At 34.4% G+C, this 26,220-nt stretch carries 25 protein-coding genes and 1 riboswitch; of the genes, 20 read left to right on the top strand and 5 right to left on the bottom strand.

Going from position 1 to position 26,220, the window contains the following annotated elements; all coding sequences use genetic code 11:
• Positions 1–115: 115 nt before the first annotated feature.
• The 12 genes from BOQ62_RS10010 to BOQ62_RS09955 all read left to right on the top strand — a co-directional run bounded on the left by BOQ62_RS10010 (position 116) and on the right by BOQ62_RS09955 (position 10,025).
• A complete protein-coding gene (locus tag BOQ62_RS10010) occupies positions 116–1,018 on the top strand; it encodes an ABC transporter ATP-binding protein (protein ID WP_129039129.1) in 903 nt (300 codons plus the stop codon).
• 9 nt (positions 1,019–1,027) lie between these two features.
• Complete coding sequence (locus BOQ62_RS10005; RefSeq protein ID WP_129039127.1) at positions 1,028–3,229, top strand: thioredoxin-like domain-containing protein; 2,202 nt, start codon at positions 1,028–1,030, stop codon at positions 3,227–3,229.
• A gap of 31 nt (positions 3,230–3,260) precedes the next feature.
• Entirely contained in the window at positions 3,261–3,584 is a 324-nt protein-coding gene (gldC, locus tag BOQ62_RS10000) for a gliding motility protein GldC (protein ID WP_121488652.1), read from the top strand.
• Between the two features lie 135 nt (positions 3,585–3,719).
• Entirely contained in the window at positions 3,720–4,859 is a 1,140-nt protein-coding gene (locus BOQ62_RS09995; RefSeq protein WP_027374511.1) for a cystathionine gamma-synthase, read from the top strand.
• Positions 4,860–4,878: 19 nt separating this feature from the next.
• Positions 4,879–5,355 carry a DUF4440 domain-containing protein gene (locus BOQ62_RS09990; RefSeq protein ID WP_129039126.1) on the top strand — a complete coding sequence of 159 codons (477 nt, stop codon included), beginning with the start codon at positions 4,879–4,881 and terminating at the stop codon, positions 5,353–5,355.
• 6 nt (positions 5,356–5,361) lie between these two features.
• Positions 5,362–5,811, top strand: a complete 450-nt coding sequence (locus BOQ62_RS09985; protein WP_129039124.1) for a GNAT family N-acetyltransferase — start codon at positions 5,362–5,364, stop codon at positions 5,809–5,811.
• 99 nt (positions 5,812–5,910) lie between these two features.
• Positions 5,911–6,423, top strand: a complete 513-nt coding sequence (locus BOQ62_RS09980) for a DinB family protein (protein ID WP_129039122.1) — start codon at positions 5,911–5,913, stop codon at positions 6,421–6,423.
• A complete protein-coding gene (locus tag BOQ62_RS09975; protein WP_129039120.1) occupies positions 6,414–6,707 on the top strand; it encodes a hypothetical protein in 294 nt (97 codons plus the stop codon). The genes BOQ62_RS09980 and BOQ62_RS09975 overlap by 10 nt, the downstream gene beginning before the upstream one ends.
• A 157-nt stretch (positions 6,708–6,864) precedes the next feature.
• A complete protein-coding gene (locus BOQ62_RS09970; RefSeq protein ID WP_129039118.1) occupies positions 6,865–7,482 on the top strand; it encodes a hypothetical protein in 618 nt (205 codons plus the stop codon).
• A gap of 87 nt (positions 7,483–7,569) precedes the next feature.
• Positions 7,570–8,118, top strand: coding sequence for an L-threonylcarbamoyladenylate synthase (locus tag BOQ62_RS09965; protein ID WP_105701788.1), 549 nt, complete (start codon positions 7,570–7,572; stop codon positions 8,116–8,118).
• 106 nt (positions 8,119–8,224) lie between these two features.
• On the top strand, positions 8,225–8,569 hold the full coding sequence (locus BOQ62_RS09960; protein ID WP_129039116.1) for a nuclear transport factor 2 family protein: 345 nt from the start codon (positions 8,225–8,227) through the stop codon (positions 8,567–8,569).
• Between the two features lie 37 nt (positions 8,570–8,606).
• Positions 8,607–10,025 (top strand): CCA tRNA nucleotidyltransferase, encoded by a 1,419-nt coding sequence (locus BOQ62_RS09955; protein WP_129039114.1) that lies wholly within the window; start codon positions 8,607–8,609, stop codon positions 10,023–10,025.
• 167 nt (positions 10,026–10,192) lie between these two features.
• On the opposite strand, the gene BOQ62_RS09950 is transcribed toward BOQ62_RS09955, so the two are convergent.
• The 4 genes from BOQ62_RS09950 to BOQ62_RS23130 form a co-directional block, all read right to left on the bottom strand.
• Positions 10,193–11,248: a YncE family protein gene (locus tag BOQ62_RS09950; protein WP_129039112.1), complete on the bottom strand. Its 1,056-nt coding sequence runs from the start codon at positions 11,246–11,248 to the stop codon at positions 10,193–10,195.
• A 20-nt stretch (positions 11,249–11,268) separates the two neighbouring features.
• On the bottom strand, positions 11,269–13,095 hold the full coding sequence (locus BOQ62_RS09945) for a TonB-dependent receptor plug domain-containing protein (protein WP_129039110.1): 1,827 nt from the start codon (positions 13,093–13,095) through the stop codon (positions 11,269–11,271).
• A 33-nt stretch (positions 13,096–13,128) separates the two neighbouring features.
• A riboswitch (cobalamin riboswitch) is annotated at positions 13,129–13,307 on the bottom strand.
• Positions 13,308–13,442: 135 nt separating this feature from the next.
• The gene (locus tag BOQ62_RS09940; protein WP_228413916.1) at positions 13,443–14,174 is read right to left on the bottom strand and encodes a T9SS type A sorting domain-containing protein; all 732 of its coding nucleotides are present in this window, start codon (positions 14,172–14,174) and stop codon (positions 13,443–13,445) included.
• On the bottom strand, positions 14,107–14,529 hold the full coding sequence (locus tag BOQ62_RS23130) for a hypothetical protein (protein WP_228413915.1): 423 nt from the start codon (positions 14,527–14,529) through the stop codon (positions 14,107–14,109). Before BOQ62_RS23130 ends, BOQ62_RS09940 begins: the two co-directional genes overlap by 68 nt.
• Positions 14,530–14,683: 154 nt before the next feature.
• Between BOQ62_RS23130 and BOQ62_RS09935 the strand changes: the two genes are divergently transcribed.
• Complete coding sequence (locus BOQ62_RS09935; protein ID WP_129039108.1) at positions 14,684–16,312, top strand: helix-turn-helix domain-containing protein; 1,629 nt, start codon at positions 14,684–14,686, stop codon at positions 16,310–16,312.
• The gene (locus BOQ62_RS09930) at positions 16,272–17,441 is read left to right on the top strand and encodes a tetratricopeptide repeat protein (RefSeq protein ID WP_129039106.1); all 1,170 of its coding nucleotides are present in this window, start codon (positions 16,272–16,274) and stop codon (positions 17,439–17,441) included. Before BOQ62_RS09935 ends, BOQ62_RS09930 begins: the two co-directional genes overlap by 41 nt.
• Positions 17,442–17,503: 62 nt before the next feature.
• On the opposite strand, the gene pafA is transcribed toward BOQ62_RS09930, so the two are convergent.
• Positions 17,504–19,150: an alkaline phosphatase PafA gene (pafA, locus tag BOQ62_RS09925; protein WP_129039104.1), complete on the bottom strand. Its 1,647-nt coding sequence runs from the start codon at positions 19,148–19,150 to the stop codon at positions 17,504–17,506.
• Positions 19,151–19,245: 95 nt separating this feature from the next.
• Between pafA and BOQ62_RS09920 the strand changes: the two genes are divergently transcribed.
• The 6 genes from BOQ62_RS09920 to BOQ62_RS09895 all read left to right on the top strand — a co-directional run bounded on the left by BOQ62_RS09920 (position 19,246) and on the right by BOQ62_RS09895 (position 26,166).
• Complete coding sequence (locus BOQ62_RS09920) at positions 19,246–20,040, top strand: DUF6896 domain-containing protein (protein ID WP_129039102.1); 795 nt, start codon at positions 19,246–19,248, stop codon at positions 20,038–20,040.
• Positions 20,041–20,134: 94 nt separating this feature from the next.
• Entirely contained in the window at positions 20,135–20,671 is a 537-nt protein-coding gene (locus tag BOQ62_RS09915; RefSeq protein ID WP_129039100.1) for a GNAT family N-acetyltransferase, read from the top strand.
• Positions 20,672–20,786: 115 nt separating this feature from the next.
• Positions 20,787–21,020, top strand: a complete 234-nt coding sequence (locus tag BOQ62_RS09910) for a hypothetical protein (RefSeq protein WP_126651879.1) — start codon at positions 20,787–20,789, stop codon at positions 21,018–21,020.
• A 332-nt stretch (positions 21,021–21,352) separates the two neighbouring features.
• Complete coding sequence (locus tag BOQ62_RS09905) at positions 21,353–22,960, top strand: T9SS type A sorting domain-containing protein (protein WP_129039098.1); 1,608 nt, start codon at positions 21,353–21,355, stop codon at positions 22,958–22,960.
• 69 nt (positions 22,961–23,029) lie between these two features.
• Positions 23,030–25,357: a hypothetical protein gene (locus tag BOQ62_RS09900; protein WP_129039096.1), complete on the top strand. Its 2,328-nt coding sequence runs from the start codon at positions 23,030–23,032 to the stop codon at positions 25,355–25,357.
• The gene (locus BOQ62_RS09895; protein WP_129039094.1) at positions 25,345–26,166 is read left to right on the top strand and encodes a hypothetical protein; all 822 of its coding nucleotides are present in this window, start codon (positions 25,345–25,347) and stop codon (positions 26,164–26,166) included. The genes BOQ62_RS09900 and BOQ62_RS09895 overlap by 13 nt, the downstream gene beginning before the upstream one ends.
• The last annotated feature ends 54 nt before the right edge of the window (positions 26,167–26,220 follow it).

Below are 26,220 nucleotides of genomic sequence, written 5' to 3'. Positions count from 1 at the left end.
TTAATCCTTTAGTATAAGCTAAAGGATTTTTTTTAAATAATATTTAAACACACATACTACTTTGTATTGCATACTACCTTTTTATTGTGTAGATTTGCATTAAATAAATCACACAATGAAAAATATTATTGAAATTCGAAACTTAAATTTTGGATTTTCACAGAAGAAGAAAATTCTAAAAAACCTTAGTATTTCGATACCGAAAGGCAGTATTTTTGGGTTCCTGGGAGCTAATGGAGCAGGAAAATCCACAACAATGAAGATGCTTATAGGAAGCATTCCTGACGAAAAGAAAAACATACAAATTTTCGGAGAAAATCTTTCAGTACTTTATCCGGAGGGTTTTAACAGAATCGGAAGTCTTATCGACACTGCTACTTATTATGATCATTTATCCGGCTGGGATAATCTGATGATCATTTCTCAATTAAGAAATCTACCAAAATCAGAATGTGAAAGAGTATTGCATCTTGTAGACCTATGGGAAAGCAGAAATCTGAAAATGAAGAAATATTCCTTAGGAATGAAACAAAGGCTCTCCATTGCAATGACCCTTTTGGGAAAACCCGAACTGTTGATTCTGGATGAACCAGTGAATGGACTGGACCCTAATGGAATGCTGGAAATCCGTGAATTATTGATAAAACTTAACAAGGAAGAAGGAGTAACGATACTTATCTCAAGCCATTTGCTGCAGGAAATTGAAAAAATGATTACTCATCTTGCCATTATTTCTCATGGAGAGATAAAATTTACAGGAAGTATAAAAGAATTGAATGAACTGTACCGATACAGCCACATCAAAATTGGATTGAATGATGCCCACAAGCATATGAGTGAAATTCCGGAAAATTATTCCCCGAAATTAATTGATGAGAATACAATAGAAATTACTTCCAAATCAAAGGAGGATATTGTTGACCTTGTGAGAAAGCTGGTTTTAAACCATGCCGAGATTTTTGAAATCAAAAGCAGTGCAGGTTTGGAAGAATGGTTTATGGAAATTACAAAAAATTAAATTACACAAATGAAAAAGTTAATCACTGCCATCAATATAGAATGGCTAAAAATAAAAGGGTTAGGGCTTATTTACATTGCTATTGTCTTGGGGGCACTAATACCTCTCATCAATTTTATTCCGTCTTTTTTCAAACCGGATCCCATTACTAAAGAATCACTTAAATATTCCATTTTTGAAGCAGCCATAAGTGGAAGCTCTTTGAAATATTTTACATTTTTCATCTTGCTTCTGCTCCTGATCATTGCAGCCAACAGAATTGCACAAACTGATCATAAAAATAACGGATGGCAACTGATGGAAACGCAGCCTATCAATAAATTTCAGCTTTATTTTTCGAAATACATTATTTTACTAACCCTCACTTTCATATGTATTTTTTCTTATTTTATTTTTAATATAACTTTATCGCTAGCAGAATATTATATTCATCCAAATCCTGTAAAGTTATTGACCTTTGATATGGTATGGATGCTTAAAACCTATGTAAGAATTGTCGCTGCTATCTTAGGAATTGCTGCGTTACAGCTATGTTTTTCTGTAGTTTTCCATGGGTTTATCTGGTCTTTTCTTATAGGTTTATTAGGATTGGCTTCCAATATTTATTCGGTGGTGGAAAAAAAGAGTTTCTTCTTTAATCCATACAGTTCATTATACACATTCTGGAACGCTCCGGAAATAAGAGATCTGAATCATTTTATTTCTCACTCAGAGTATATGAGCTTTTTCTGGATGGTTGTTTTTCTTATTATAGGATATTTCTGGTACAGCAAAAAGGGGTTTAAAAATGCTTTCCTTAACAATAAAAAACAAATTGCCATTTCAACAGTTTTATTCATTGCAGGAACAGGTCTACTCTATTGTATACAAAAACCCAAGCCTTATACAAGTGTTGGATCAGGAACTACTATCACAGGAACATTAGAAACAGATCTTAAAATTGATTCTGTAAAAATTGTTTCAAAGGAATTTCATAAAAAAATAGGATCTGTTGCAGTTAAAAACAATTCTTTCAGCTGGTCTACCACTCAAAACCTTCCTTTAGATGAATATATTCTTGAAATCGGTAACAAAAAACTTGAAGTTATAATGGGAAGTGGAGACTGGTTTGATTTTGACATTCATGTAAACAGTACCAGAATGACATTCAATTTACAATCAAATAGAAAATCGGATCAGGTTTATAATAAAACCAAAAGTTCTTTTGGAATAGAATTTTGGCTCGCTCTGGAAAATCAGAACTTAAATAATAATCCTGAGAAGTTTTATGAATTAGCCCTATCTGACTGGAAAGACAATAAAAGGATTTTAGAAGATTTTGCAGATGCCGAGAATAATGCCCTTTCAGAAGGTTATAAGACCTATAGAAAACAGCTGATGGCGATTCAGTATCTGAATGAAATTAATAATTACAGAAGAATGACCTCATGGTCTGATCCTAAATTTGCTGCTCCAAAAATATTTTTGAATGAATTGAATGAAAATATTTTGAAACCCACTCCACTTTTGAGTAAAAATGATGATTATCTGCAATTTAAATTGGATCAAATGCTTACAGATGATGATCACCGTTCTAATCCTGACAGTATTTTATTTGCTAAAATCAATTTGCTTCCCCAAGGAAAAACGAAAGATCAGTTATTATCAAAACATCTATCAAAAAGCATTGAAATACAAACAGACAGTACAGTCAGAAACAAGCTTTTTGCCGCTGAGATTAGCAAAGTAAACGGTACTGATTATAAAAAAATGCTTTATTCACAGCTTGAACAGATCAATATTTCACAGAAAGGGTCGCCTTTCCCGGATCTGAAACTTCTGCAGGATAATGGAAGTTCTCAAAATCTTTCAAAATATAAAGGAAAATATATTGTAATAGATTTATGGGCAAGCTGGTGTGGTCCCTGCAAGCAAATTCGTCCTGTATTTGAAACAAGAAGTTATCAATATAGAAATTATGAAAATATCCTGTTTATTTCAATCAGTTTAGACCAGGATAAATCAAAATGGCTGAATTATCTCAAGACAAAACCATCCAATATTCCACAGTATTGGCTTGAAAATGCAGAACAGTTCATGAATAAATACAAAATCCAATCTATACCGAGATTTATCATTCTTGATCCTGAAGGTAAAATATTTAACTTTAATAGCCCATTTCCTGATGAAGATAATTTTGTAGAAGCTTTGGATAAGCTGAAGAAGTATTAACTTTGCACGAAATTAGAAACAAAAGAAAGTTATGAGAAAAACTCAGATTACGATAGATGTAGAACTTGATGAAAATCATGTACCGGAAAACATCACATGGAATGCTCAGGATGGAGGTATTGAAAAACAAGATACCAAAGCCACAATGATTTCTGTTTGGGATGAAAAAACAAGAGAGGCACTAAGAATAGATCTTTGGACCAAAGAAATGCCTGTAGACCAGATGAAGATGTTTATCCACCAGATTTTAATATCTTTAGGAAGCACCTATCAGAGAGCGACAGGTGAAGAGGATGTAGCACAATGGATGGAAGAAATTGCAGAGGAATTTGCTGTGAAATCTGCTATTAAGTAAAAAATAAATATGCAATAAGCTTTAGACAGTAAGCGGTAAGCTTTTTGTACTCAGCTAGGCAAATTTTAATAAAAAACAATTAGTATTAAACAGTAATTTTATTGTTTAATGCTAAAAGTCTAAAAGCAAAAAATTATGAATTTTAATACAAAAGTAATTCACGGAGGGCAGCACCATGAGTCTGCAACAGGTTCTGTAAATGTACCTGTATTTTTAACCTCTACATTTGCACAGAAGAGCCCGGGTGTACATTCCGGATATGAATATTCAAGAGCTGCCAACCCTACAAGACAGGCATTGGAAGACTCTTTGGCAAGTATTGAAAACGGAGCGAGAGGTTTAGCTTTCGGTTCTGGTCTTGCAGCGATCGACTGTGTTTTGAAATTATTAAATCCAGGTGATGAAGTAATTGCTGTAGATGACCTTTATGGAGGTACTTACAGAATGTTCACAAGACTTTTCGAAAAATATCAACTGAAATTTACGTTCGTGAATTTTGATGATGTTTCTAAAATTGCGGATGTTATTACTGATAAAACAAAACTGATCTGGGTAGAAACCCCAACTAATCCACTGATGAAATTAGTTGATATCAAAGCAGTTGTAGACATTGCCAAAGGAAAAGATATTTTAGTGGCTGTAGATAATACTTTTGCTACTCCTTATATCCAGAGACCTATTGATTTAGGTGCTGATATTGTAATGCACTCGGCTACCAAATATTTAGGAGGACACTCAGATGTGATTGCAGGAGCTCTTATCGCTAAAGATGCTGAATTGGGAGAAAAACTTCACTTTATTCAGTTTGCGAGTGGTGGTATTTTAGGTCCTCATGATTCTTATCTTGTATTAAGAGGGATCAAAACATTGGCATTAAGAATGCAGAGACATTCAGACAATGGTCTTGCCGTAGCCAAATACCTTGAAACTCATCCAGCTGTAGATAAAGTAATTTATCCTGGATTAGAATCTCATCCACAATATGAATTGGCAAAATCTCAGATGAAGGAATCAGGAGGAATGGTTTCATTCACCTTCAAATCCGGAAAGAAAGAAGATGCTATCAAATTCTTAGAAAAAGTAAGAGTATTCACCCTTGCGGAATCTTTGGGAGGTGTAGAATCATTGGCTAACCACCCTGCTCTGATGACACACGCTTCCATTCCGGCAGAAAAACGTGCTGAACTGGGAATTACTGATGACCTTGTTCGTTTAAGCGTAGGTATTGAAGATGCAGAAGATCTTATTGCAGATTTAGAGAAAGCTTTTTCTTAATATTCTAAAATAAAAAATAATGAGAAGGGCTTATATTATTGTAGTTCTAGGCCTTTTCAGTCAACTGGTCTATTCTCAGGTTAAAAATACCGATGAATTATTCCTGACTGCAAAGAAATTGGATAGCTTGATATTCAATGAGGGGTTTAATCAATGTAATCCTTCTCATTATAATACCATCATCAGTGATGATATTGAATTTTATCATGATCTGGGGGGTATTACCAAAGGAAAAGAAGCTTTTGTAGCTTCTGTTAAAAACAATATCTGCAGTACCCCCGGAAAGGTAAAGCGTGAACTGGTTCCTAACAGCATGAAAGTTTTTCCAATGTATAGCAATAAAACGTTGTACGGTTTTATTCAGGAAGGTGATCATGAATTCTTTGAAAACAACAACGGAAAATGGAACAAAGTAGGACGTGCAAAATTTACCCACCTCTGGATTTCTGAAAATAACCAATGGAAACTTAAACGTGTTCTTAGCTACGATCACTAAATAAATATGAAAAATACAAGAAAAGCCGTTATTTCCGACTTACAAGAACTTGCGGAATTATTTGATCAGTACAGGATATTTTATCATAAAACATCGGATGTTCCTGCAGCAGCAAATTTTCTCCAGGAAAGACTTGAAAATAAAGATTCTGAAATTTTTGTTGCAGAAGAAAATGGAAGACTTACAGGTTTCGTACAATTATATCCTATTTTTTCATCTACAAGAATGCAGCGCTACTGGCTGCTGAACGATCTCTACGTGAATGACAACCACAGAGGAAAAGGGTATTCTAAAGAACTGATTGAAGAATCTAAAGAACTCTGCCGTTCATCAAAAGCATGTGGTATTCTTCTAGAAACTGGAAAAAGTAATGATATCGGAAATCAGCTTTATCCAGCCTGCGGCTTTGAAATTTATGACTCCGTGAATTTCTACGAGTGGACTAATCATGAGTAATAGGTAATAAGTAATAAATAAATTACTTACGCATTACACCCGCTATCCCGAACCTCAAAATCTCGAATCCCAAAACCACCACTAAAAACAAAAAATGATATGACCGAATTTCAAAAATACATTCAGAGATATTTAGATCAGATTCCATCAGGAGACTGGTTAAATGAACTTAAAATATCTGGAGATAAAACCATAGGAATTTACTCCAACCTTACAGAAGAACAGTCTAATTTCGCTTACGCAGAAGGAAAATGGACTTTAAAAGGACTCCTACTCCACCTATCCGATACGGAAAGAGTGTTCCAATACCGAATATTAGCTTTCGCCAGAGGAGAAAAAAACAATCTCCCGGGATTTGACGAAAACGAATATGCAGATCAATCTTTCGCCAATGAAAGAAGCTTAGAGTCTCTTTTGGATGAATACAAACTGGTGAGAAAATCTTCTCAAATTCTACTAGAAACACTCCATCCTTCAGCCTTACAGAATACAGGAACAGCCAATGGTCGTGAAATTACGGTTGAAACCATCGGAAAGCTGATTATAGGACACAACTACCACCACCTGAATATTATTGAGGAAAGGTACTTATCGAAATTGGGATGGATGTAGGAAAACGAATTCCCCTTGTCAGCCTGTTAATTTTTATAGTTTCTCTTTGTTTTACAGCTTTTAAAGTTGAAGATATGGGAGAGATTAAAGATTATAAATCATTTGAAGTATTTCTTATAGGTCCGATTAGCTTTTTAGGCGGGGGCTTATTTGAATTTCTGGTATGGACAGCTAATATGTGGTTCTTTATTTCAGTCATATTCTGCAATAAAAAAAAATTCTCAACCTCTTTGATATTGGCCACAATCGCTTTTTTAATTGCAGGATCATTTTTTCTGGAATGAAATTTTAGTTGCAGAAAATGGAAGAATGGGAAGAATATACAGCTTGGAAACAGGTTATTTTTTGTGGATAGCTTCTATTACATTTTTAATAGTTAGCTCATTATATTTATCCATAAAATCTAAACTTAACAACCCTAAAATATCATCCTAATTTCCAATGAGATCACTAAAAAATTTAAAGATTTCCGAGAGTATTCAATCTAAAAAATTAGTTTTTGAAGAAAACTCATACGATAAGTTTGATACTATTTCAATCTATTTTGGATTTTCAGTATTAGCAGTAACTTCTCTGCTCTTTTTAAAAGATTTAACGTTTTCTCGTAATAATAGTTTAGAATATTTGATCCTTACCTGTCTATTGATCTTTAGCTTATATGTGCTATACTGTAAATTTACCGAGAAGCATTTAAAGCAAATCACATTTACTATTCATAAAGAAGAAGCGAAAAAGAGGATCCTTGAGTATGGAAAAAAACACCATTATAGAGTTTCAAAGATTTCAGGGAATCTGATTTTTCTTAATGAACCTAGTGATATCTACAGTCCCGGAAAAGAATATGAACAAACTACCATTGTTTTCTTTAAAGACAATGCTATTCTTTATACTTTCATTAAAGAAGGATCAAGATCAAATTTCCCAGTATTATTTTCAAAATATCTGACCAAAATGGATTTCAAAGAAATACTGCACTCAGACTATATTGAACCAGTCAAGCGAACAACTTATTTTAATTCATTTTTCATGGATTATAATCATTGTGGGGATATGGTTTAACCAAATCCACTACATTTACATTCTAATTTTTTGCCTAAAATTCATAGATTTTCTACCTTTATCCATTCTTTGAATTCACATACAATTATGGAACATATTATTGAAATATTAAAATCCGGCGGAACAATTCTTTATCCTACAGATACCATTTGGGGGATTGGTTGTGATGCAACCAATATAGAAGCTGTCAATAAAATTTTTGACATTAAAAAACGTGAAAAAAACAAATCCATGATCATCCTTGTGGAATCTGAGAAAAGACTTCAGGACTTGGTAGATGTTCCTGAAATGGCCTGGGAAATTATTGATCTTAGTGAGAAACCGGTAACAATTGTTTATGAAAATCCGAGAGGGTTACCTAAAGAGCTTCTTGCAGAGGATGGAAGCATCGGAATCCGATTGGTAAAAAATGATTTCTGTAAAAAACTGATTACAAAACTGAACAGACCTTTGGTATCTACTTCTGCCAACTTCAGTGGCGAGAAAAGCCCGTTGAAATTCTCTGATATTTCTGAGGAGATGATCAGTCTTGTAGATTATGCCGTGGAAGAAGACAGAGAAAAAGTTTCAAAATATTCAGGTTCATCAGTGATCAAAATATGGAGTGACAATAGAATAAAAGTGCTTCGGGAATAAAATTCCGGAACATTTATATTTATTTTTTAGAGTCTTGCCCGTTCATATCGGCAGGATTTCTTTTTTTAGTTTTATCTTTGCAAACTCAACTCATAAATTATTTGCTATGAATCATCAGGAATTTGCTCAAATGTGGGTTAATGCATGGAATTCTCATGATTTAGAGGATATACTCACCCATTATTCAGATGATATTGAGATTACAACTCCTATGATTGTTTTGGCTACAGGCGGTAAAGAAAGCTCTTTACAAGGAAAAGCAGCTGTTCGTGAATACTGGAGAAAAGCCCTGGATAAGTTCCCGGATCTTCATTTTGATCTTATTCATTCCACTGCGGGAATAGATTCAATAGCATTATTTTATAAGTCGATTATGGATAAACATGCTGTTGAAGTCATGTTTTTTAATGAAGATGGAAAAATTAGTAAAATGTATGCTCATTATGATTAATGAGTAACATACGTAGAAATTGTCACTATTATTAACGATGAAAATTAATCTTAATCAAAATAAGAATTTAAAACTTTTTAAAATCATTTCTGAAGCAGCAGAAAGGAATAACCAGTCCGTATATATTGTGGGCGGTTATGTACGAGACCTTCTGATGAACAGAAAAGCTTCTACAGATATAGACTTTGTAACAGAACAAAGTGGTATTGAGCTTGCTCAAAATGTAGCTCAGGATATAGATCCTAAATTAAAAGTTTCCGTATTCAAAACATATGGAACGGCTATGATCAAGTATAAAGATCTTGAACTTGAGTTTGTAGGCGCAAGAAAAGAAAGCTACACAGAAAACAGCCGAAAACCGGAAGTGGAAGGCGGAAGTCTGGAAGATGACCAGAAAAGAAGAGATTTCACCATCAATGCGATGGCTATTTCTTTGAATAAAGATAACTTCGGAGAACTGATCGATCCATTCAACGGGATTGAAGATCTTGAAAATGGAATTTTAAGGACTCCTTTAGAACCTGCTCAGACTTATTCTGATGATCCATTGAGAATGATGAGAGCGGTACGTTTTGCGTCAACTTTAAATTTTAAAATTGAGGAGAATTCTCTGCAGGCTATTCAGCAGGAAGCAGAAAGAATCAAAATTGTTTCTCTGGAAAGAATCATGGTAGAATTCAACAAAATCATGCTTTCTGAAAAACCATCTGTCGGTCTAAGGCTTATGGAACAAACTGGTCTTATGAAATTGATTATTCCGGAGCTGATTGAACTGAAAGGAGTGGAAGAAGTAGAGGGACAAACTCATAAAGATAACTTTTACCATACTTTAGAAGTTGTAGATAATATTTCTGTAAATACGGATAATCTTTGGCTTCGTTGGGCTGCCCTACTCCATGATATTGGAAAAGCACCTACAAAAAAGTTTGTGGAAGGAACAGGATGGACCTTTCATGGGCATGAATTTTTGGGTTCAAAAATGGTAAAAAGCCTTTTCCAAAAATTGAAACTGCCTTTGGGAAGTGATATGAAGTATGTTCAGAAAATGGTGAAACTTTCATCAAGACCTATTGCTCTGATCACTGATGATGCTTCAGATGCAGCATTGAGAAGACTGTTATTTGATGCCGGTGAAAACCTTGAAGATCTGTTTACCCTTTGTAAAGCCGATATTACCACTAAAAACTCTAAAAAACAGGAGAAATTCAAAAGAAACTTTGAATATGTAGCGGTAAAAATTAAAGAAGTAGAAGAAAAGGATCAGGTAAGAAACTTCCAGCCGCCCATTACCGGTGAAGAGATTATGGAAATGTTTAATCTTAAACCCGGCCGTGAAATTGGCATCCTGAAAGAGAAAGTGAAAGAAGCTATTTTGGAAGGCGAAATTCCTAATGAAAAAGAAGAAGCTACCAAGTTTGTTATTGCTGAAGCTGAGAAACTGGGATTAACCATCTGATTCAACAGATAAATAATAAAATACAAAAGCCCGGCGGGATGTTCCATCCCGCCGGGCTTTTTCTATATCCTATAAAAACAAAGCCGGCCGGCTTCAAAAGAACCCGACCGGAAAAAAACACAAATGATGAAAAAATAAAAAATTATATTTTTAAACGTAATATATTATTAAGGGTTTAGAAAAGTTCCGTTAGCACCAAGGCCTCCTGTTTTCATAGTTCCCATTTTGCTGCCCGTAGCCGCTGAATATATTACCATCTCGCTTTCTGCTGTAAATTGGTGAACATCAGATGCGAAGATTCTTCCGTCAATAACGTTAAATCCGTAAAGCGTAAAGTACGGTCCGCCATCTGCAGCTGTTAACAATGGAGTTGTAGGAACTGTTGGTGTAGCTAAACCTGTTGTATACACTTTATTTCCAGCGCTGAAATAGATTTTATCGTTATCGATCTGAAGGTTGGTAGCATTTGGAATTCCTGTCAGTGTAACTACCGGCGTCATTGCTCCTGTGCTTGAAATCTTATAAATGTAAGAATCTGCAGTTGTTGAAGAAACTGTGTAAACATTAGATTTATATGAAATAGTACTGTTAATTTTACCATTCGGAACAGTAATTTCAGTCTTGCTGTCGTTAGAAGTATTGATATAAGTAATCATATTTCCAAATCCTGATGTAGCATTCTGTACAAAAACATTTCCACCTGCTTCTACTGTTTTATCAGCCCCACCTGTCATGGTAATTTTGCTTACAAATGTATTGTCAGAAACTTTATATTTCGTTACACTTGTTGCATTTGTAGAGAAATTCAGGTTGGCAACATAGATAAAGTCATTCGCAAAAGTAATTCCTCTTGGATTATCAATCTGGTCAGTAATTACCGCTAATCTTTTGAATGTATAACGATCTACTACAACAATTTTGTTTGAGTTGTTGATGACAAGATAAGCCTTATTTCCATTAAGACCAATAGTCTGAAGAACATCACCAAGGATCTCTTTATTGTTGTTATAGCCATAGACATCGTCCTGCTTCATGCTTAAATCTCTTGTCAGGAATGTTACTTTTGCACCCTGACTGTTGAAGTTACCTTCATTAGCTATAAAATATCCATTCTGGTAAGTGATCGGAGAGATTTCAAACTCCTGAGAATCACTTGTACACGAAGAAATGTTAAACAATAACACTACTGCAAATAGGACAGTTAAAAGTTTAGTTATTTTCATAATTTATTCAATTTTAATTTTTAAAAATTTATTGCTGCGTACACACTATAATTTCTTTTGGGTAAAGGATAAAAAGAAACTGTTTTATAGTAAGTATCCGTAAGATTATTCACTTTAAACCCTAGGGTATATTTTTTTGCTAAGGTTGCAGAAATACCCATATTTAAAAGGAAATAAGGATCAATGGCATCTGATCTCTTTTCATCACTTGTGGTGTAAGTAACACCATTGAGAAGTGCCTGTGCAAAAAACTTAAAGAAACCATATTCGTAATCTACATTCACGTTTCCTCTGTGCATAGGAACGTAAGGTCTTTGCATCTTTGTTTCTTTATCAATAGATTTTGCATAATAATATCCTGCATTCGCACGGATTTTATGATTTCCCAGCTGTTTGCTGAAAAATAACTGAGATTCCAGTCCGTAAGATTCTGATTTATTGACATTGAATGCCTGCCAGTAGCCCAAAGCAGTGGGAAGCCATACAATAAGATCTGTCACATTTATATAGTAAGGAGACAAAGTAAGTTTAAAATCTCCTACTTTGAACTCATTCGTCATATCCACCTGGGTAGAGGTTTCCGGTCTCAGATCTTTATTTCCTCCCGGTTCATAATAAATATCATTGAAGGACGGAAATCTGAAGTTTTTTGAAACATTCACACTTACATCATACCATTTTGCTGCACTCCATTTTCCTGAGAATGAATACATCAACGGTGAGTTGACATCTTCCACAAAATCTTTCTTGAATCCACCCTCAAAACGAAGGTCTTTCGTCGCAAAATACCTCAACAAACCTGATATTGAGCCAACATTTCTGCTGACACTTGATATTCCGCTTTGGTATCCTTCTCCTTTATTGATCTGAAATTCTCCGATGATATTAAAATTCCATTTAGAATTCAGGAAATAATTGAAATCATTTTTAAAGATATAATTCTTCCCTGTTCCGCCACTGGATTTAGGCAAATTTAATGACCCGAAATACTGAAAATTCTCTTCCGTATAAGCTGCTTTAAGGGAATTACTGAACTTTGCTTTGTTCCAGTCCCAGGAAAGCAGGCTTCTTACACTTTGCGTTTTATATTTCGTTTTTGTTCCTGTTTCCTCATACACAGGATAATGCTGTGAAGAATCAAAAAACTGGCTCTGCCACGAAATTTTATGATCGTTCGTGATTTTATAGGATGCTCCTACATTGAATGTTGTATTGTAATAATTTCCGTTTCTGTTAATGTAATTCAGATCACTGACCTCATAATTATTTTCACTTACAGAATAATTTCCGGAAGCTTTAAAACTGAACTTATCATTGCTGTAAGATCCTTTTACAAAATTATTATAGGTATTAAAAGAAGCGACTTCTGAAAATAAAGAACCATGGAACCCTTTATTAAAATCTAGCGTATTATTCAGGTGGATACTTCCTCCGATAGCCCCACTTCCGTATATGACACTTCCTCCGCCGGCTTTTATTCCGATCTGGTCATAGCCAAACAAGGCAATATTATTGATATCTCCCTGTCCTAAAAAATTGGAGTTGATATTAATTCCGTTCCACACAAAAGCGGTCTGCTGTGCAGTAGTACCTCTGAAAGATGGTGAAGAAACAGCGCCACGGCCATTTTCTTTGATAAAAACCTGCGATTGAAATCTAAGAAGCTCCGAAAGATTGCTTGAGTTTTTCTCAGCATCTTCTGCCGAAATTGTTTTTACAGGATGAAAAAGCTTCACCCTATTCATCTGGTTGTCGAAGACATAAATAGTATCGATGGCTTTCTCTTGTCCAAAAAGAAAACAGCCATACGATGAAAAAAGCAGTACTAAAGATCTTTTTATATCCATACTTTTTTACTTTTCCTCCGAAAGCAATATGTTTTTTTAAATTATAATTCTGGCAGGTCTCCTGACTTTCGCATTCTGCTCCTTCCCGTTTTTTTACAGTGGTTTTTTGCAGAAACTTTTGTTGCGATTTACAGTTGCGGGGACAGTCCGGGAGTTACACCCGATTCCCTTTTCATTCCAAAATACTGGAAACCAAAATTTTTGCAAAGATAGTTTTTTATATGTATTCGCCAAAAAACCACCCTACGCTTAAAAAACCTGTCTTTTTAATTCAATAAATAAAAAAGAACAGCCGCTTTCAATATTGAAAACGGCCATTCATCCCACTACTTTACTATTTATATATGTTATTTTTTAATAAACTTAAAGCGCTCCTGCTTTCCTCCTTTTACAGAATATTGCAGAATATAATTTCCTTTTGACAAGGATGAAACATCAATCTGCCTTTCTACAGTATTGAATGTTTTCACCCTTTGTCCAACCCAATTATAAACTTCAGCTTTCTCTATTTTTTCTGTTCCTTTAAAATATAATATATCAGCTACCGGATTAGGATAAATACCTATGCTGTTTTTCTCTTTTACAGCATCATTTACTGATAAAAAAGATGTAATATCCAGATAGAAAGCGATCATCTGCCCTGAAGCATTCGTCCCTGTTCCGGCAATTTTCTTTCCGTCCTGTGAATAAGTAAGTCCGCTTGCAGCATTCCATACGTAAGGATTAGGATTTGCAGCTCCTATGATGGTACTTCCGTCAGCAGAAATTCCGCCTGCTTCGCCTACATTATTTCCGTTATTATCTGTAATAAAGCTTTCTACACCATCCTGCCATTTTGCACCACTTCTCGTGCCTGTCGGTTCATCCTGCCATCCAACAATCACCGTTCCCGCCGCATTGATAGCATTGGCTCTTGAACTACGTCCGGGAACCATACTTCCCAAATCTACCATTCCGTTGGCTTCATCCCATTTCACGGCGTGTGCATTTGCTGCAGTAAGGAAGCCTAGTTCAACAATGGTATTTCCATTGGTAGTCATTCCCCAGGTAGAGCTTTCCGTCCCATCCGGTAGGAACAAGCCCGCCTCTGTTGACCCATGTGGAACTCGCTACATCATAGGTTGATATTTCATTAAATCCCGTTGCTGCATTGGTAATAGAAGAAGAGATTTTAGTTCCGTCATTGGAAACAATTGTTCTTCCGGCAGCCGGATATCCGTTGGATATTGAACCTATCTGTACAAGCCCTCCGGCCGCATCCCATTTATAAACTCCTCCGGCACTTGTATGCATACTTACCACTCCATTATCCGAAACTGCTCCTACATTATAATTTCCTAAACCTATTACAGTAAGCTGAGCTTCCGCAAAACCAAAATTCAGGAAAAAACAAGCGGCCAATATTTTCATTGACATTCTGTAAAAATTTTTCATATTTTATTATATTTAGGCTTTCGAATTGGTGAAAACAATATTAATACAATATTCACCCTGTCAAAAGAAATTGACTTTCATAATTCGTGAATTTTAAAAGAATTAAATTTTTAAAACACTAATAAACAACAACATAAGCATAAACGTTTTGAATATGGATTTTACCGGAACTATTCAAAAAAACACAAAAAACAAATTATTTACTCATCAATTATTTCACAATAACAGAAGAATCCTACTGTTTCTTTTCATTTTCAGCTCTCTTTTTATCAGCGGGCAATCTGGTCCGGACTTTACTATTTTAGCCGATAAGGCATTTCTGAAACTCTATCAGAACTCTGATGAATGCATCAGTTATACCCAGGGAATTCTCGTGAGTGATCAGAATACAGAACATAAAATAGTACTCCAAAACATCATTTCGCAAGCCTATGCTATGAAGGGTGATTATGTACAATCGGTGAATATTTTCGCTCAAAACGAAGATTCTGATCAAAAAACAGGACTTTCTTATTTTATGCAGGTCTTCAGTGGTTATAATCTTGCGGATCAGTATCAAAATTTAGCCTTGTATAATCAGTCCAAAAGAATCATCAGCCATCTTTTATCTGATCAGAAACTTCTTAAAAGCACCAATCCGGCTCTGAGAATCACTACGGCAAAGTTGTACCAGCTACAGGCATTAAACTCAGGAATCAACCGGGACTATCCTGCGGCATTACAAAATCTGGATAAAAGCAATCAATACCTCAGCGATTATAACGAAGAGAATAAAATTTTAAAAACGGAAAACAGCATTTTCCGGGCTTCTTATCTGCTGAAGCAGAATAAAATAATTGAATATAAAACACTTATAGACCGTATTATTTCAGATCTTGAACATCAGAAAAGCAAACCCTTTCTGCTAGGATTGGCTTACGAAAATCTTTCCCAGTATTATTTTCTGAAACAGGATTATACAACAGCTATTGAAAAGCTGGAAAGCGGACTTGCATTAATTGAAAGCCTGCCTTTTAACAATTTAAAAATTAAAATTTACGAATCACTCTCCCGCAACTATTACGCGGTTCATAATGATGCAAAACATCATCAGTACAATAAACTTTACAATGATTTAAAATCAAAAACGGATTCAAGTTCGAAGGAAGGAATACGATATCTTGTAAAGCTTGTGGAGACTAATCAAAATAAGAATATAGAATTTCAAAAACATGTACTTCTAAGGTCTTCATGGTTTTTAATACTCGTTTTATTATTGGCTATCGCTGCCTTATTGACTTATTTTTTATTCATTAAAAGCAAAAATAAAGACTTAAAAAAACAGTTTGATTTCTTTGAAAAACAGATCAATCAGAAACCTCAACCAATCATCTTAAACAAAACAAATGCAGCAACTAAAGATTCCGGTTCCACAAAGATATCAAGGGAGAAAGAAGATGAAATACTCCAAAAATTAGAAGAGTTTGAAAAATCTGACGGCTACCTGAATAAAAACATGTCATTATCGCTCCTTTCCTCTCAGATGGAAGTCAATACAAAATACCTTTCGGAGGTCATCAATAATAAGGAGAAAAATTTCAACGGATATATTAATAAACTCAGGATCAATCATATTGTACAGCTATTAAGGAACGATGCTGCTTTTCTTAATTATAAGGTAAGTTATCTTGCGGAATATTCCGGATTTTCATCACACAGTGCCTTTACCACCGTTTTCAAATCCGTTACCGGAATGTCTCCCAATGTTTATATTCAGGAAATCAGTAAAACCAAAACCGTATGAGACTATTTTTAAAGATATTACCATTTTCCTGTTATCATTTTATACTTTTGCGAAAGTTAAAAAGACACCAGACAGTGTCTTAATAAAAAAGGCTAAACTTGATATTTATGATAACCCTGATAACTCCATTAAAATTGGAGAGCAGTTGTTAAAAAATTCTCCTGATGTAAAGACATCCATTAATCTTTATATACTTCTTTCCACGGCCAATATTGCTAAAAGAAACTTTGAAGAATCATTAAAAAATATTTTAAAAGCTAAAGAACTTTCCCAAAAAACCAATGATCCCAAAAGTCAGGCCGGAGTTCTTATCTCAGTCGCTATCCAGTACCAGCAGATGGAACTTTTCAATAAAAGCCTTGAAACATTGAATGAAGCCGATCAATATCTGGCCCAAATAGCCGAAAAAACACCTACAAAATATATCGAAACCGCAAGAAGCTATGCTATTAGAGGAATGATTTATAAAAGTCAGTCTAATTCAGAAATTGCTCTTGAAAAGTTTTTAATTTCAATCCAGAATTTTGAAAAAATCAGGACAAAGAAGACGACCTATTCCAATATGAGTGTAGTGTATTACAATATCGGATATTGTTATCTTAATCTTAATCAAATAGATAAGGCACAGGATGCATTTATGAAAGCTATCAGCTATGCCAGAAAGAATTATGCAAAAAGTCTGGAAGCATTTGCCTTGAAAGGTATTTCTGAAATACACAAACAAAGACATGAAAATCAATCTGCCATAAACCTTTTATTAAAAGCTGAAAACCTTTGTAAAAAAACGGGAGATATCATCCTGAATGAAGGACTTTACAAAGAACTCGCTGAAAATCATCTTGCGATGGGACAGCAGAATCTCTATCAGCAGTATAATAAAAAGTCCTTAGAAATGCGCTTTAAAAGAAAGCAGAATGAACTAAAATCCATTAATCAGGTAATTGATAACCATAATAAAGAAACCGCTTTAAAAAGTGAAAAGCTGAAGTCTTATTATCGCAACATTAAAATGGGTGCGGTATTGCTGGGATGTATTTTGATCGTTATTCTTTTATATTTTATTGTCAAAATCAGAAAACAGAATAAGAAGTTTCATCAGCAGATACAGCAAATGATACGAAATTCATAAGTTCTGAAAAGCAAAAAAACATTCCGGAATGGAATGTTTTTTTATACTCTGTTATTTTTATTTTATTTACCAATAACTTCCGTAATCGGATTTCCTACATTTCCGCTTGGGAACTGGATTTTCAGTAGAGAAGATACCGTAGGTGCAATATCTGTCATGTGATATTCTTTGTTGCTTTCTCCCTGTTTTACTCCCCATCCCATAAAGATTAGAGGAATGTGTGAATCATAAGAGTTCCAAACACTGTGTGTAGTTCCGGTTTTAGAATATGGAGGAAGCATAGAGTCGTGAGAAATCAACTGGATATCTCCGCTTCTCTGTCTGTTGATCCCATTGATAATTCTTTGTTTGATTGGCTCCGGAATGCTTGATTCCTGCACTTTATCTACAGAAACAGCATATAAAACGGTAGGATCTTTTTCAATTTCTTTTACCGCAAAATTTCTTACATCATCCAATTCAAGCTTACTGTCTGCCAATACTTTTCTGTCGAAATAAACCTGGTAGTTATCTATTGCATTAACCAGTTTATCTGCTCCGAATTTCTCTTTCAGCTTCTGGTTCAGATTCTTTTCTGCATCTTCACCGAAGAAACCTGTCGGAATCTTGTGCTCTTTAAGGAATCCTACAGAGTGAGCTCCACCGTGGTCAGCAGAAAGAAAAACAGTATACTCTCCTTTTCCAACTTTTGAATCCAGATAGTTGAAGAACTCTGCTAAATCCTGATCTAATCTGATATAAACATCCTCTACTTCAATAGAATTCGGTCCGAATTTATGTCCCGCATAATCTGTAGAGGCAAGGTTGATGGCCAAAAAGTCTGTAATATTATCTCCACCCAGTTTTTCACCTTCTACAGATGCTTCAGCAAGCTTCAATGTCAGTGTATTTCCGAAAGGGGTATAACGGATATTGTCTTTTTTAGTCTGATAATCCTTTGCCAGGTTGCTGTAAGGGAATGTAGGTGTTTTTGCACTTCCCAGCAGACCTTCCCAAGGAGAATTGTCTGGTGCACTTTCTGTATATTGATTGATTGGAAGTAAGGTATTCCAACCGTTAGCTACTAATTTTTCAGGAAGATTCTGAGAATTGAATGATTTTACCCACTGAGGAAGGTCATTCATATACCATGTACTGGTAATGAAATTTCCTGTACTGTCATCAAACCAGAAGGCTCCGTTTGGAGTATGTCCTGCAGGAAGAATAGAAGCACGGTCTTTTAAAGAAACCCCCACTACTTTTCCCTGGAAGTTAGTAGCAAGTCTTAATTCGTCAGTTACTGTCGTTGACCAAAGATTTTTCGGAGAGTGGCTCCCGATTTTTGTATTTGTTGTTCCCACTGGCTGAACGCTTTCATCCGCAGTACAGTAAACTCCTTTCCCTGTTTCCTTATCTGTCCAGTCGTTTCCAGCAATCCCGTGAATGGCCGGAACAGATCCGGTATAGATACATGTATGTCCCAAAGCTGTAATGGTAGGCACATAAGGAATATGTACATTATTCAAAGAATATCCTGTATTCAAAAGTCTTTTGAAACCGTCATTCCCATACTTACTATAAAAACGGTACAAATAGTCCCAACGCATCTGGTCTACTACCAGACCTACGACTAATTTGGGCCTTTCCAGTTGGGTATTTCTGTTCTTCTGTGCATTGATTGTAACTACGGACAATAAAGTAGCTGCCGCAATTGAAATGTTCCTAAGCATCCAAGTAAATTTTTATTGCCAACAAATTTAAGAGTTTTGAAAGTTTTGGAGTGTGAAATTTTATTTAAATTTGAACAAATCATTGATTTAATGCTTTGGAAAGAACTACTCATGTAATAACTGCAAAATCAATACAAGAACTTCCTAGTATTGATTCCCTCAGAAATATTCCCCGTCAAAAAACGATTAGAATAATTTTTGATCATCCTATCAACCACATCAGAGAGGATTATGGCGAGCAATTAAAGAAAAACCTTCTCCATTTTCAAATTGGTATTCATTCCATGGAACCTAAAATAGAAATAAATAAACTGATTACAAAAGAAGAAATAATTGCCAATCAATTATTTTTTGTACAATGTGCAAAAGACTACAGAAAACTAGGAGAAGAACTGATACGTTTATTTATTAAAAAGAAAAAAATAATACTCAATGAAGATTTTCCATTTCTGGTTTTTAATTATTTAAAAGGTAGAAGTAGAAAAAGCCAGCATGGGAAAGTAGGGAATTGGGAGTATTTCCTTCATGGTTATCATTGTCACTTTCAAAACGTAATCACAAAACAGCAAATTGAGGTTCCTTTTATGTTTGGGATGGAGTTTGGAGACCTTGATCCTTACTTTTTTTCTCTTTATATTAAATCTACACCTGAGTACCAACCTCTTCCTGTTACTATTTATGAAAATTTTGCTGATGGAAAAAGAATATTAGATGTGATGCTTCAATTGGGACTATTGGAACGAATTAATTCAAACCTTGAAAATCATTTCGGACTCGTAATCAAAGACAGAAATAAAGTCGAAGTTAAAATATACAATCCTAATCAAGATTATGAGAAGCCTAAATTTCAATTCGGATTATTAAAACTTATTCAATTCTTTAACCTCTAATTAATTTAAAAAACAATTACTCTATCTGTATACTTTTACTTCAAAAAAACTTTCAATAAAATTTCTCAGCAACTATCTTATAAAAATATATAATGTGGAAATAAGAAAACTACAAAAATTGTCTTCCAACCCAAGTGTAAATTGGGGACTTAATGGCTATACAACAGAAATGATCTATTCGGTTTCCTCAATTGAATTTGGAGGTGCCTTTGAATTTATTTTAAAGGAAAAACCTTTGCCTTATACCAAAATCTGGGAGACAACTTCTGAAGATATTGAAGAGCTCAATACCATCATTGAAAAGGAAAATTCTTTCGGTGCTTATGTGAATGAAGAACTTGCAGGCTGGATTATTTGTGAACACAGAACATGGAACAACAGCTTTTATATTGAAAATATCCTTATCGATGAAAAACACAGACGGGAAGGAATCGGAATAATGCTTATTAAAAGTGCAATTAAAGAAGCTCGAAAACTACACTGCAGAGTCATTGAACTGGAGACCCAAAACACCAACTACCCTGCCATACAGTTCTACAGAAGAATGGGATTTAATATTACCGGACTGAATACAAGACTTTATAATAATACAGAGGAACTCGCTCTTTTCATGACTTTGGATATAGAATAAATTAATGACAAAATAGGTATTCTAATCAATTCATTTATTCTTTATTAATTAGAACACTTGCTGGTGTGCTAATTTTTATATACATTAGTAATCAACAAATTAAAATATGATTACTATGAAAAATTTAAAAAAATTAAAGAGAAATCAGCTGGTACTGATCAGCGGTGGTGATACTCCGTATGCAATCTGTGATATGGATGGCAACTGCCCTCCAACTATTGGTTCTTACTATTGTAGTGATGGTACCTGCTACAGAGTTTCTGGCGGTGGTGGTGGCAACCCAGGATGTAATGAACCTATGCGCCTTTGCCAGGAATGGGAAACCGGATGCGGTTGCGTTTATATGTAAAAAATATTTGTTAGATAAAATTTTGTTGAGGGCGGTTTTTACCGCTCTTTTTTATTAAATTTTAATGAATTTTTCAATGCAAGTCACCTGATCGGGTGACTTTTTTAATGATGAATATTCTTTAAATATTCATAAATAATACGACAGGTTTTGTCGTGACACATAGATATTTTTGCATTACAATAAGATAAATTTTAATATAAAATAAAGTGAATTCAATTATTAATAGTATGATTTAAAGCATACCAAATTAATTCATTTTTCACGTCTTAAAAAGTGTTAAATTTGCGCGGTTTTTAAAACTAATTAGTAAATCAGAAAACAACATTAAAATGAGAAAATTTTATCTCAGTGCATTTAGTATATGCACAGTCTTGGGCTTATCTGCCCAGGAAGTGGTGTGGCAAAAAGACATCAAATCCTCTACCCAGGATTTTCTAAGCCAGGTCACTACAACAATCGATCAGCAATATCTTATAACGGGAAGTTCTATACAGTCTAAAAGCCAATCGCCAGCAGCCAGTGGCCAAAAGCAAAACAACGGTTACGATTTTCACCTTGTAAAACTGAATCAACAGGGAGAAGAAGTCTGGGAAAAATATTTTTCGGGACAGAATCATGATTATTTATCTGCTACAGTCACTACTCAAGATGGAGGGTTTCTTTTAGCCGGAACGTCCTATTCAGGAAAAGGACTGGATAAAAAAGAAGATTCCAAAGGAGGATCAGATATCTGGCTAATCAGAATCAATGAATTTGGAGACGAGTTGTGGCAGAAAACTTTAGGGAGTTCTTCGGATGAAGAAGCGAGAGCTGTGATTCAGACTACAGATTTAGGATTCTTTATTGCCGGAAATGTACAGAATTCTTCAAAAGGCTATGGTTCCAAAGATGTTTTGATCACAAAACTGGATAAAGACGGAAAAGAATTATCACAATTAATTTTAGGTGGAAGAGGCTTAGATGAAGTTGAAAAAATGATTCCAACAAAAGATGGCGGAGCATTACTGGGAATGTATTCAAGAAGTTCCGAGGTTCGTGCTTCGGCTCCTGAAACTAAAACTCGAGAAACGACTCCGAACCCCGTAACCCGAACCTCGAAACAAACTGAAAACTTCGGCGAAGGAGACTACTGGATCGTAAAACTTGACAAAACTGGAAAAGTTGAATGGGAAAAGAACTTTGGAGGTAAAGGAGATGATCATATCAGAACACTGGCATTAACTTCAAACGGATTTATCATTGGTGGAGAATCAAGATCAGAAAGATCGGGGAACAAAACAGTAGGCATTGAAGAAGGAACAGATCTTTGGTTAATTTATTTAAACGAAAGGGGAGATGAACAATGGCAGAAATCCTACAATTTCAAAAACCGTGACATTTTGATGGGAATGAGTGTTCTTAATTCAGCAGACGACAAATCATCTAAAGGAATTCTATTAGGAGGTTACACTCAGGCTGAGGGAAGAATCCAAACTGATGATGAAACTTTCTGGATGTTATACCTCGATCAAAATGGTAATGAGCAGTGGAGAAAACATGTGAAAGGAGAATCCAGAAAGAAGGAAGAAAGACTTTCAGATTTAAAACTGAACAGAGATGGTTCCATTGTTTTGGCAGGAACCAGTGCAGAAGAACTGGGTAAAGAAAACTGGAAGATTGTAAAGCTTGGTGACAAACAGGTTAATGATTTGATTGAAAAATATGACATCAAAATCTATCCAAACCCTGTCTCAGATTATGCTTATGTAGAAATCGGCTTTGATTTCAAGGATGCTGATATCCTATTGTATGACATGAGCGGAAGACAGCTTCAAAGTATAAAAACAAAGAATAAAGTGACGAAGATTAATACCCAAGCACTCATTCAGGGAGCTTATCTGATTACTATAAAAACTGATACTAATAAAACGGCGAATGCCAAATTAATTAAGAAATAACCACAGATGAAAAAATATCAAATTATTAGCCTCTTGCTATTTTGTAATTGGCTGTATTCACAGAATCAAATGAAAGATACTTATTTAGGATTTACTCCAAAAACTCCTGATATAAGTTCACTAGGAAAGTACATTGACAAGCCAATATCTTTATCCAATGGTTCGGTAAATGTTTCAGTTCCCATTTATACATTACCTATTAATAGTAATTTTTCAATTCCTATTAGCTTACAATACAATACACAAGGTATAAAAGTAAGTGAAGTGGCAAGTTCCGTAGGACAAGGATGGAATTTATCATCAATAGGAACTGTTTCAAGAAGTGTTAGAGGCAAAAGAGATAATTATAGTGATTCTCCATTTTACTTACAGTCTATTGCCACTGCTAAAAATAGCTTGATGAACAATTCCACAGGTGTAAATACCGATGTTTGGCTGGATCAAAATGCTGAAAATGTTGATTTGGAACCAGATGAATTTAATGTTTCATTATTCAATATGAATTTTAAATTCTTTTATGACTTCTCATCAAATAAATTTGTGTCAACCCCTTTAAATAATATCAAGATCATTCCGACTTTAAATAATTATGGAAATATTGTCGACTTTAAAATTATTGATGGGGCTGGTAATACCTACTTTTTTGGAAAATCAGATGATAATGACAACAGATTTGAGGTTATTGAGGAAACCTCAAGTACAAGTATTAGTAATGACAGTTCATTTTCAAGTGGTACAGATCCTCAATTTGGCACATGGTTACTGGTAAAAATTACTACCAATGATAATAAGACAGTAAGATTTTATTATGATGGCAATACTATTCCAGTTACAGATTTGACAAAACAGGATATTTATCTTACCTCTCAGTATAAATATTTCGCCAATAATTTTGATTTTTTTAATGGAAAATATGATGTCGTTTCCTGGGCAAGTGGTAATCCTGTAGTGATAGGTAATAAATATCCAATATCATCAGAAATTGCTAAAACTAAAGACGGAAAAGTATATAATGTTTACAGCTCACCTGGAGTATCAGATAAACTTATAAAAAGAGTTGTATATGAAAATACAGAGATAGAATTTATTAAATCTACAATAGCCCGAAAAGACTATAATGCTTATTCATTAGATAAAATAAAAATTAAAAATGGTAACAACGAAATCAAAACCTATCAGCTTAATCAGGGATATTTCAATTCAGAGTTCCCAACTCCAATGAATGATTTTTCAAGAAGCAATAATTATATTTTCACACCGAACTTTGATAGAGCTATTCCGAGGCTAAAATTAAACGGGATATCTGAATATGATAAAAATAACCAGTTAATCAGTAAACATAATTTTGAGTATTTTCCTGGCGAACTGCCAAGTCGACTTAGTTTTGCACAGGATTTCTTTGGCTATTACAATGGTCATACAGAAAATACTGAATTAATTCCTAATATCAATTTTAAGTATGCGAATAGTGTAAAAACCGCAGGTACAGCAAACAGAGCCGTAAGAGAAGATTATTCAAAAATAGGAATGCTTAAAAAAATTACCTATCCTACAGGTGGTTCTACCGAATTTGAGTATGAAAATCATACCTATCAGGCGATTAATGATATTAATGAGGTCGTGATTGGAAATTTATTTTCAATGGAGACAAAATATGTAGCCTTCGCCAGCGAACAGGCAGCAGATCCTAATACAGGAGAACAGCTTCCTCCTGAAATGAATTATGAAATGAACTGGGAGTTTGAAGAAGATACCTCTGTTGATTTAAATACGCAGATTGAGCAGGTATTTGATGAAAATCATGGAGCTAATAATTCCTACAATATTATCATATACAGAAAAGTAAATGGAAACTGGCAAATATTTACTTTGATGAGTCATACTATAGATAAAACAGTAATGTTTCCAAAAGGAGAATATCTTTTAACAGCACATCGAGATGTGCTAACGGTAAATGAAGGAGGTATGTTTGATAGTGCAGGAGGTTTTACATTAATGATGTCTTTTCTAGGCCCTGTCAAGAATAATCAACAGCCAAATACTAATCCTGAAAGCATACAGAATGCAGGAGGATTAAGAATAAAATCCATTGTTCAGAAAGAAAACAACGTAGAGCTTTTACGAACTGAATATTCTTATAATGAAACGGTTGGTAGTAAAGTGTATTCCACAGGGATATTACATGGTTATCCATTATTAGTTACGGAAAACTTTTATGAAGGAATAAATAAATTTTATGGAGTTATTGATTATCCTTTTAGAAACTCATCAGGAACCAATATCATTTATGGGCAGGTTACTGAAACAGCAGTTGACCAGGTAAATAATAAAAAAATTAAAAAAGAGTATTTTTTGAGAATAATGCTCCTATTGAAGCGACTGATATGGCTACAATAGAGCATAGAACAAGAACACCATACATGGGATGGAAACTTGGAAATCTTAAAAAGACTTTATCTTACAAACAAAATGATAATGGTAGTTATGCATTAATTCAGAAGGATACTATTATCTATGACCGTAAGAATTTAGTACTAAACGAAAATTTTGGGGTAAGAATTGAGCCTAGAAACAGAGTTTTATTATCAACATTTGGAGGACAAAGTCCAGATGATTATGTTTATAAGACAGATTATAAGTATGAATATTATCCATTATTTTCTGATTTTAGTTTTGAGAGTAAGAAACAAATAACAGAGTCACTTAATGATAAAAAACTTATTACATCAATAGATAATACGTACTCCAATCCTAATTATCAGCTATCAAACAGAAAGACAACTTTTCCTGATAGCTCTTCAGGCGAAGTAAGTTACGCTTATGCATCTGAAAAAGGAAATCAGTTGATGATAAGTAAAAATTTGGTTGAAATTCCTTTAGAGACAGTAAGTAGTAAAACAGTGGGTACAACAAGTAAAATACTGACAAAATCAGAAGTAATTTATCCTCTAAATCAATCCGAAGCCAATACAAAAACATCAGGATTGGTTTTACCTATTTCTGTGTTATCTTACGAACTTCAAAATATATCCTCAGCAACTACGGAATTGACCTTTGACAAATATGATTCTAAAGGAAATCTTCAGCAGTACACAACAAAAGATGGTATTTCAACGGTTATTATCTGGGGGTATAATCAAACACAGCCTATTGCTAAGATATGTACGTCTTCAAACCAACTTAGACATTTTGGTTTAAATCCTTAAGGAGGATTTTCGGTTTATAAATTTACTAATTTTTGTTGGTTATATATTTGTCTT

The sequence above is a fragment of the Chryseobacterium sp. CH21 genome (genome assembly GCF_004119445.1).
Classification (GTDB): Bacteria; Bacteroidota; Bacteroidia; order Flavobacteriales; family Weeksellaceae; genus Chryseobacterium.
This window is presented reverse-complemented; position numbering and strand designations above follow the sequence as displayed.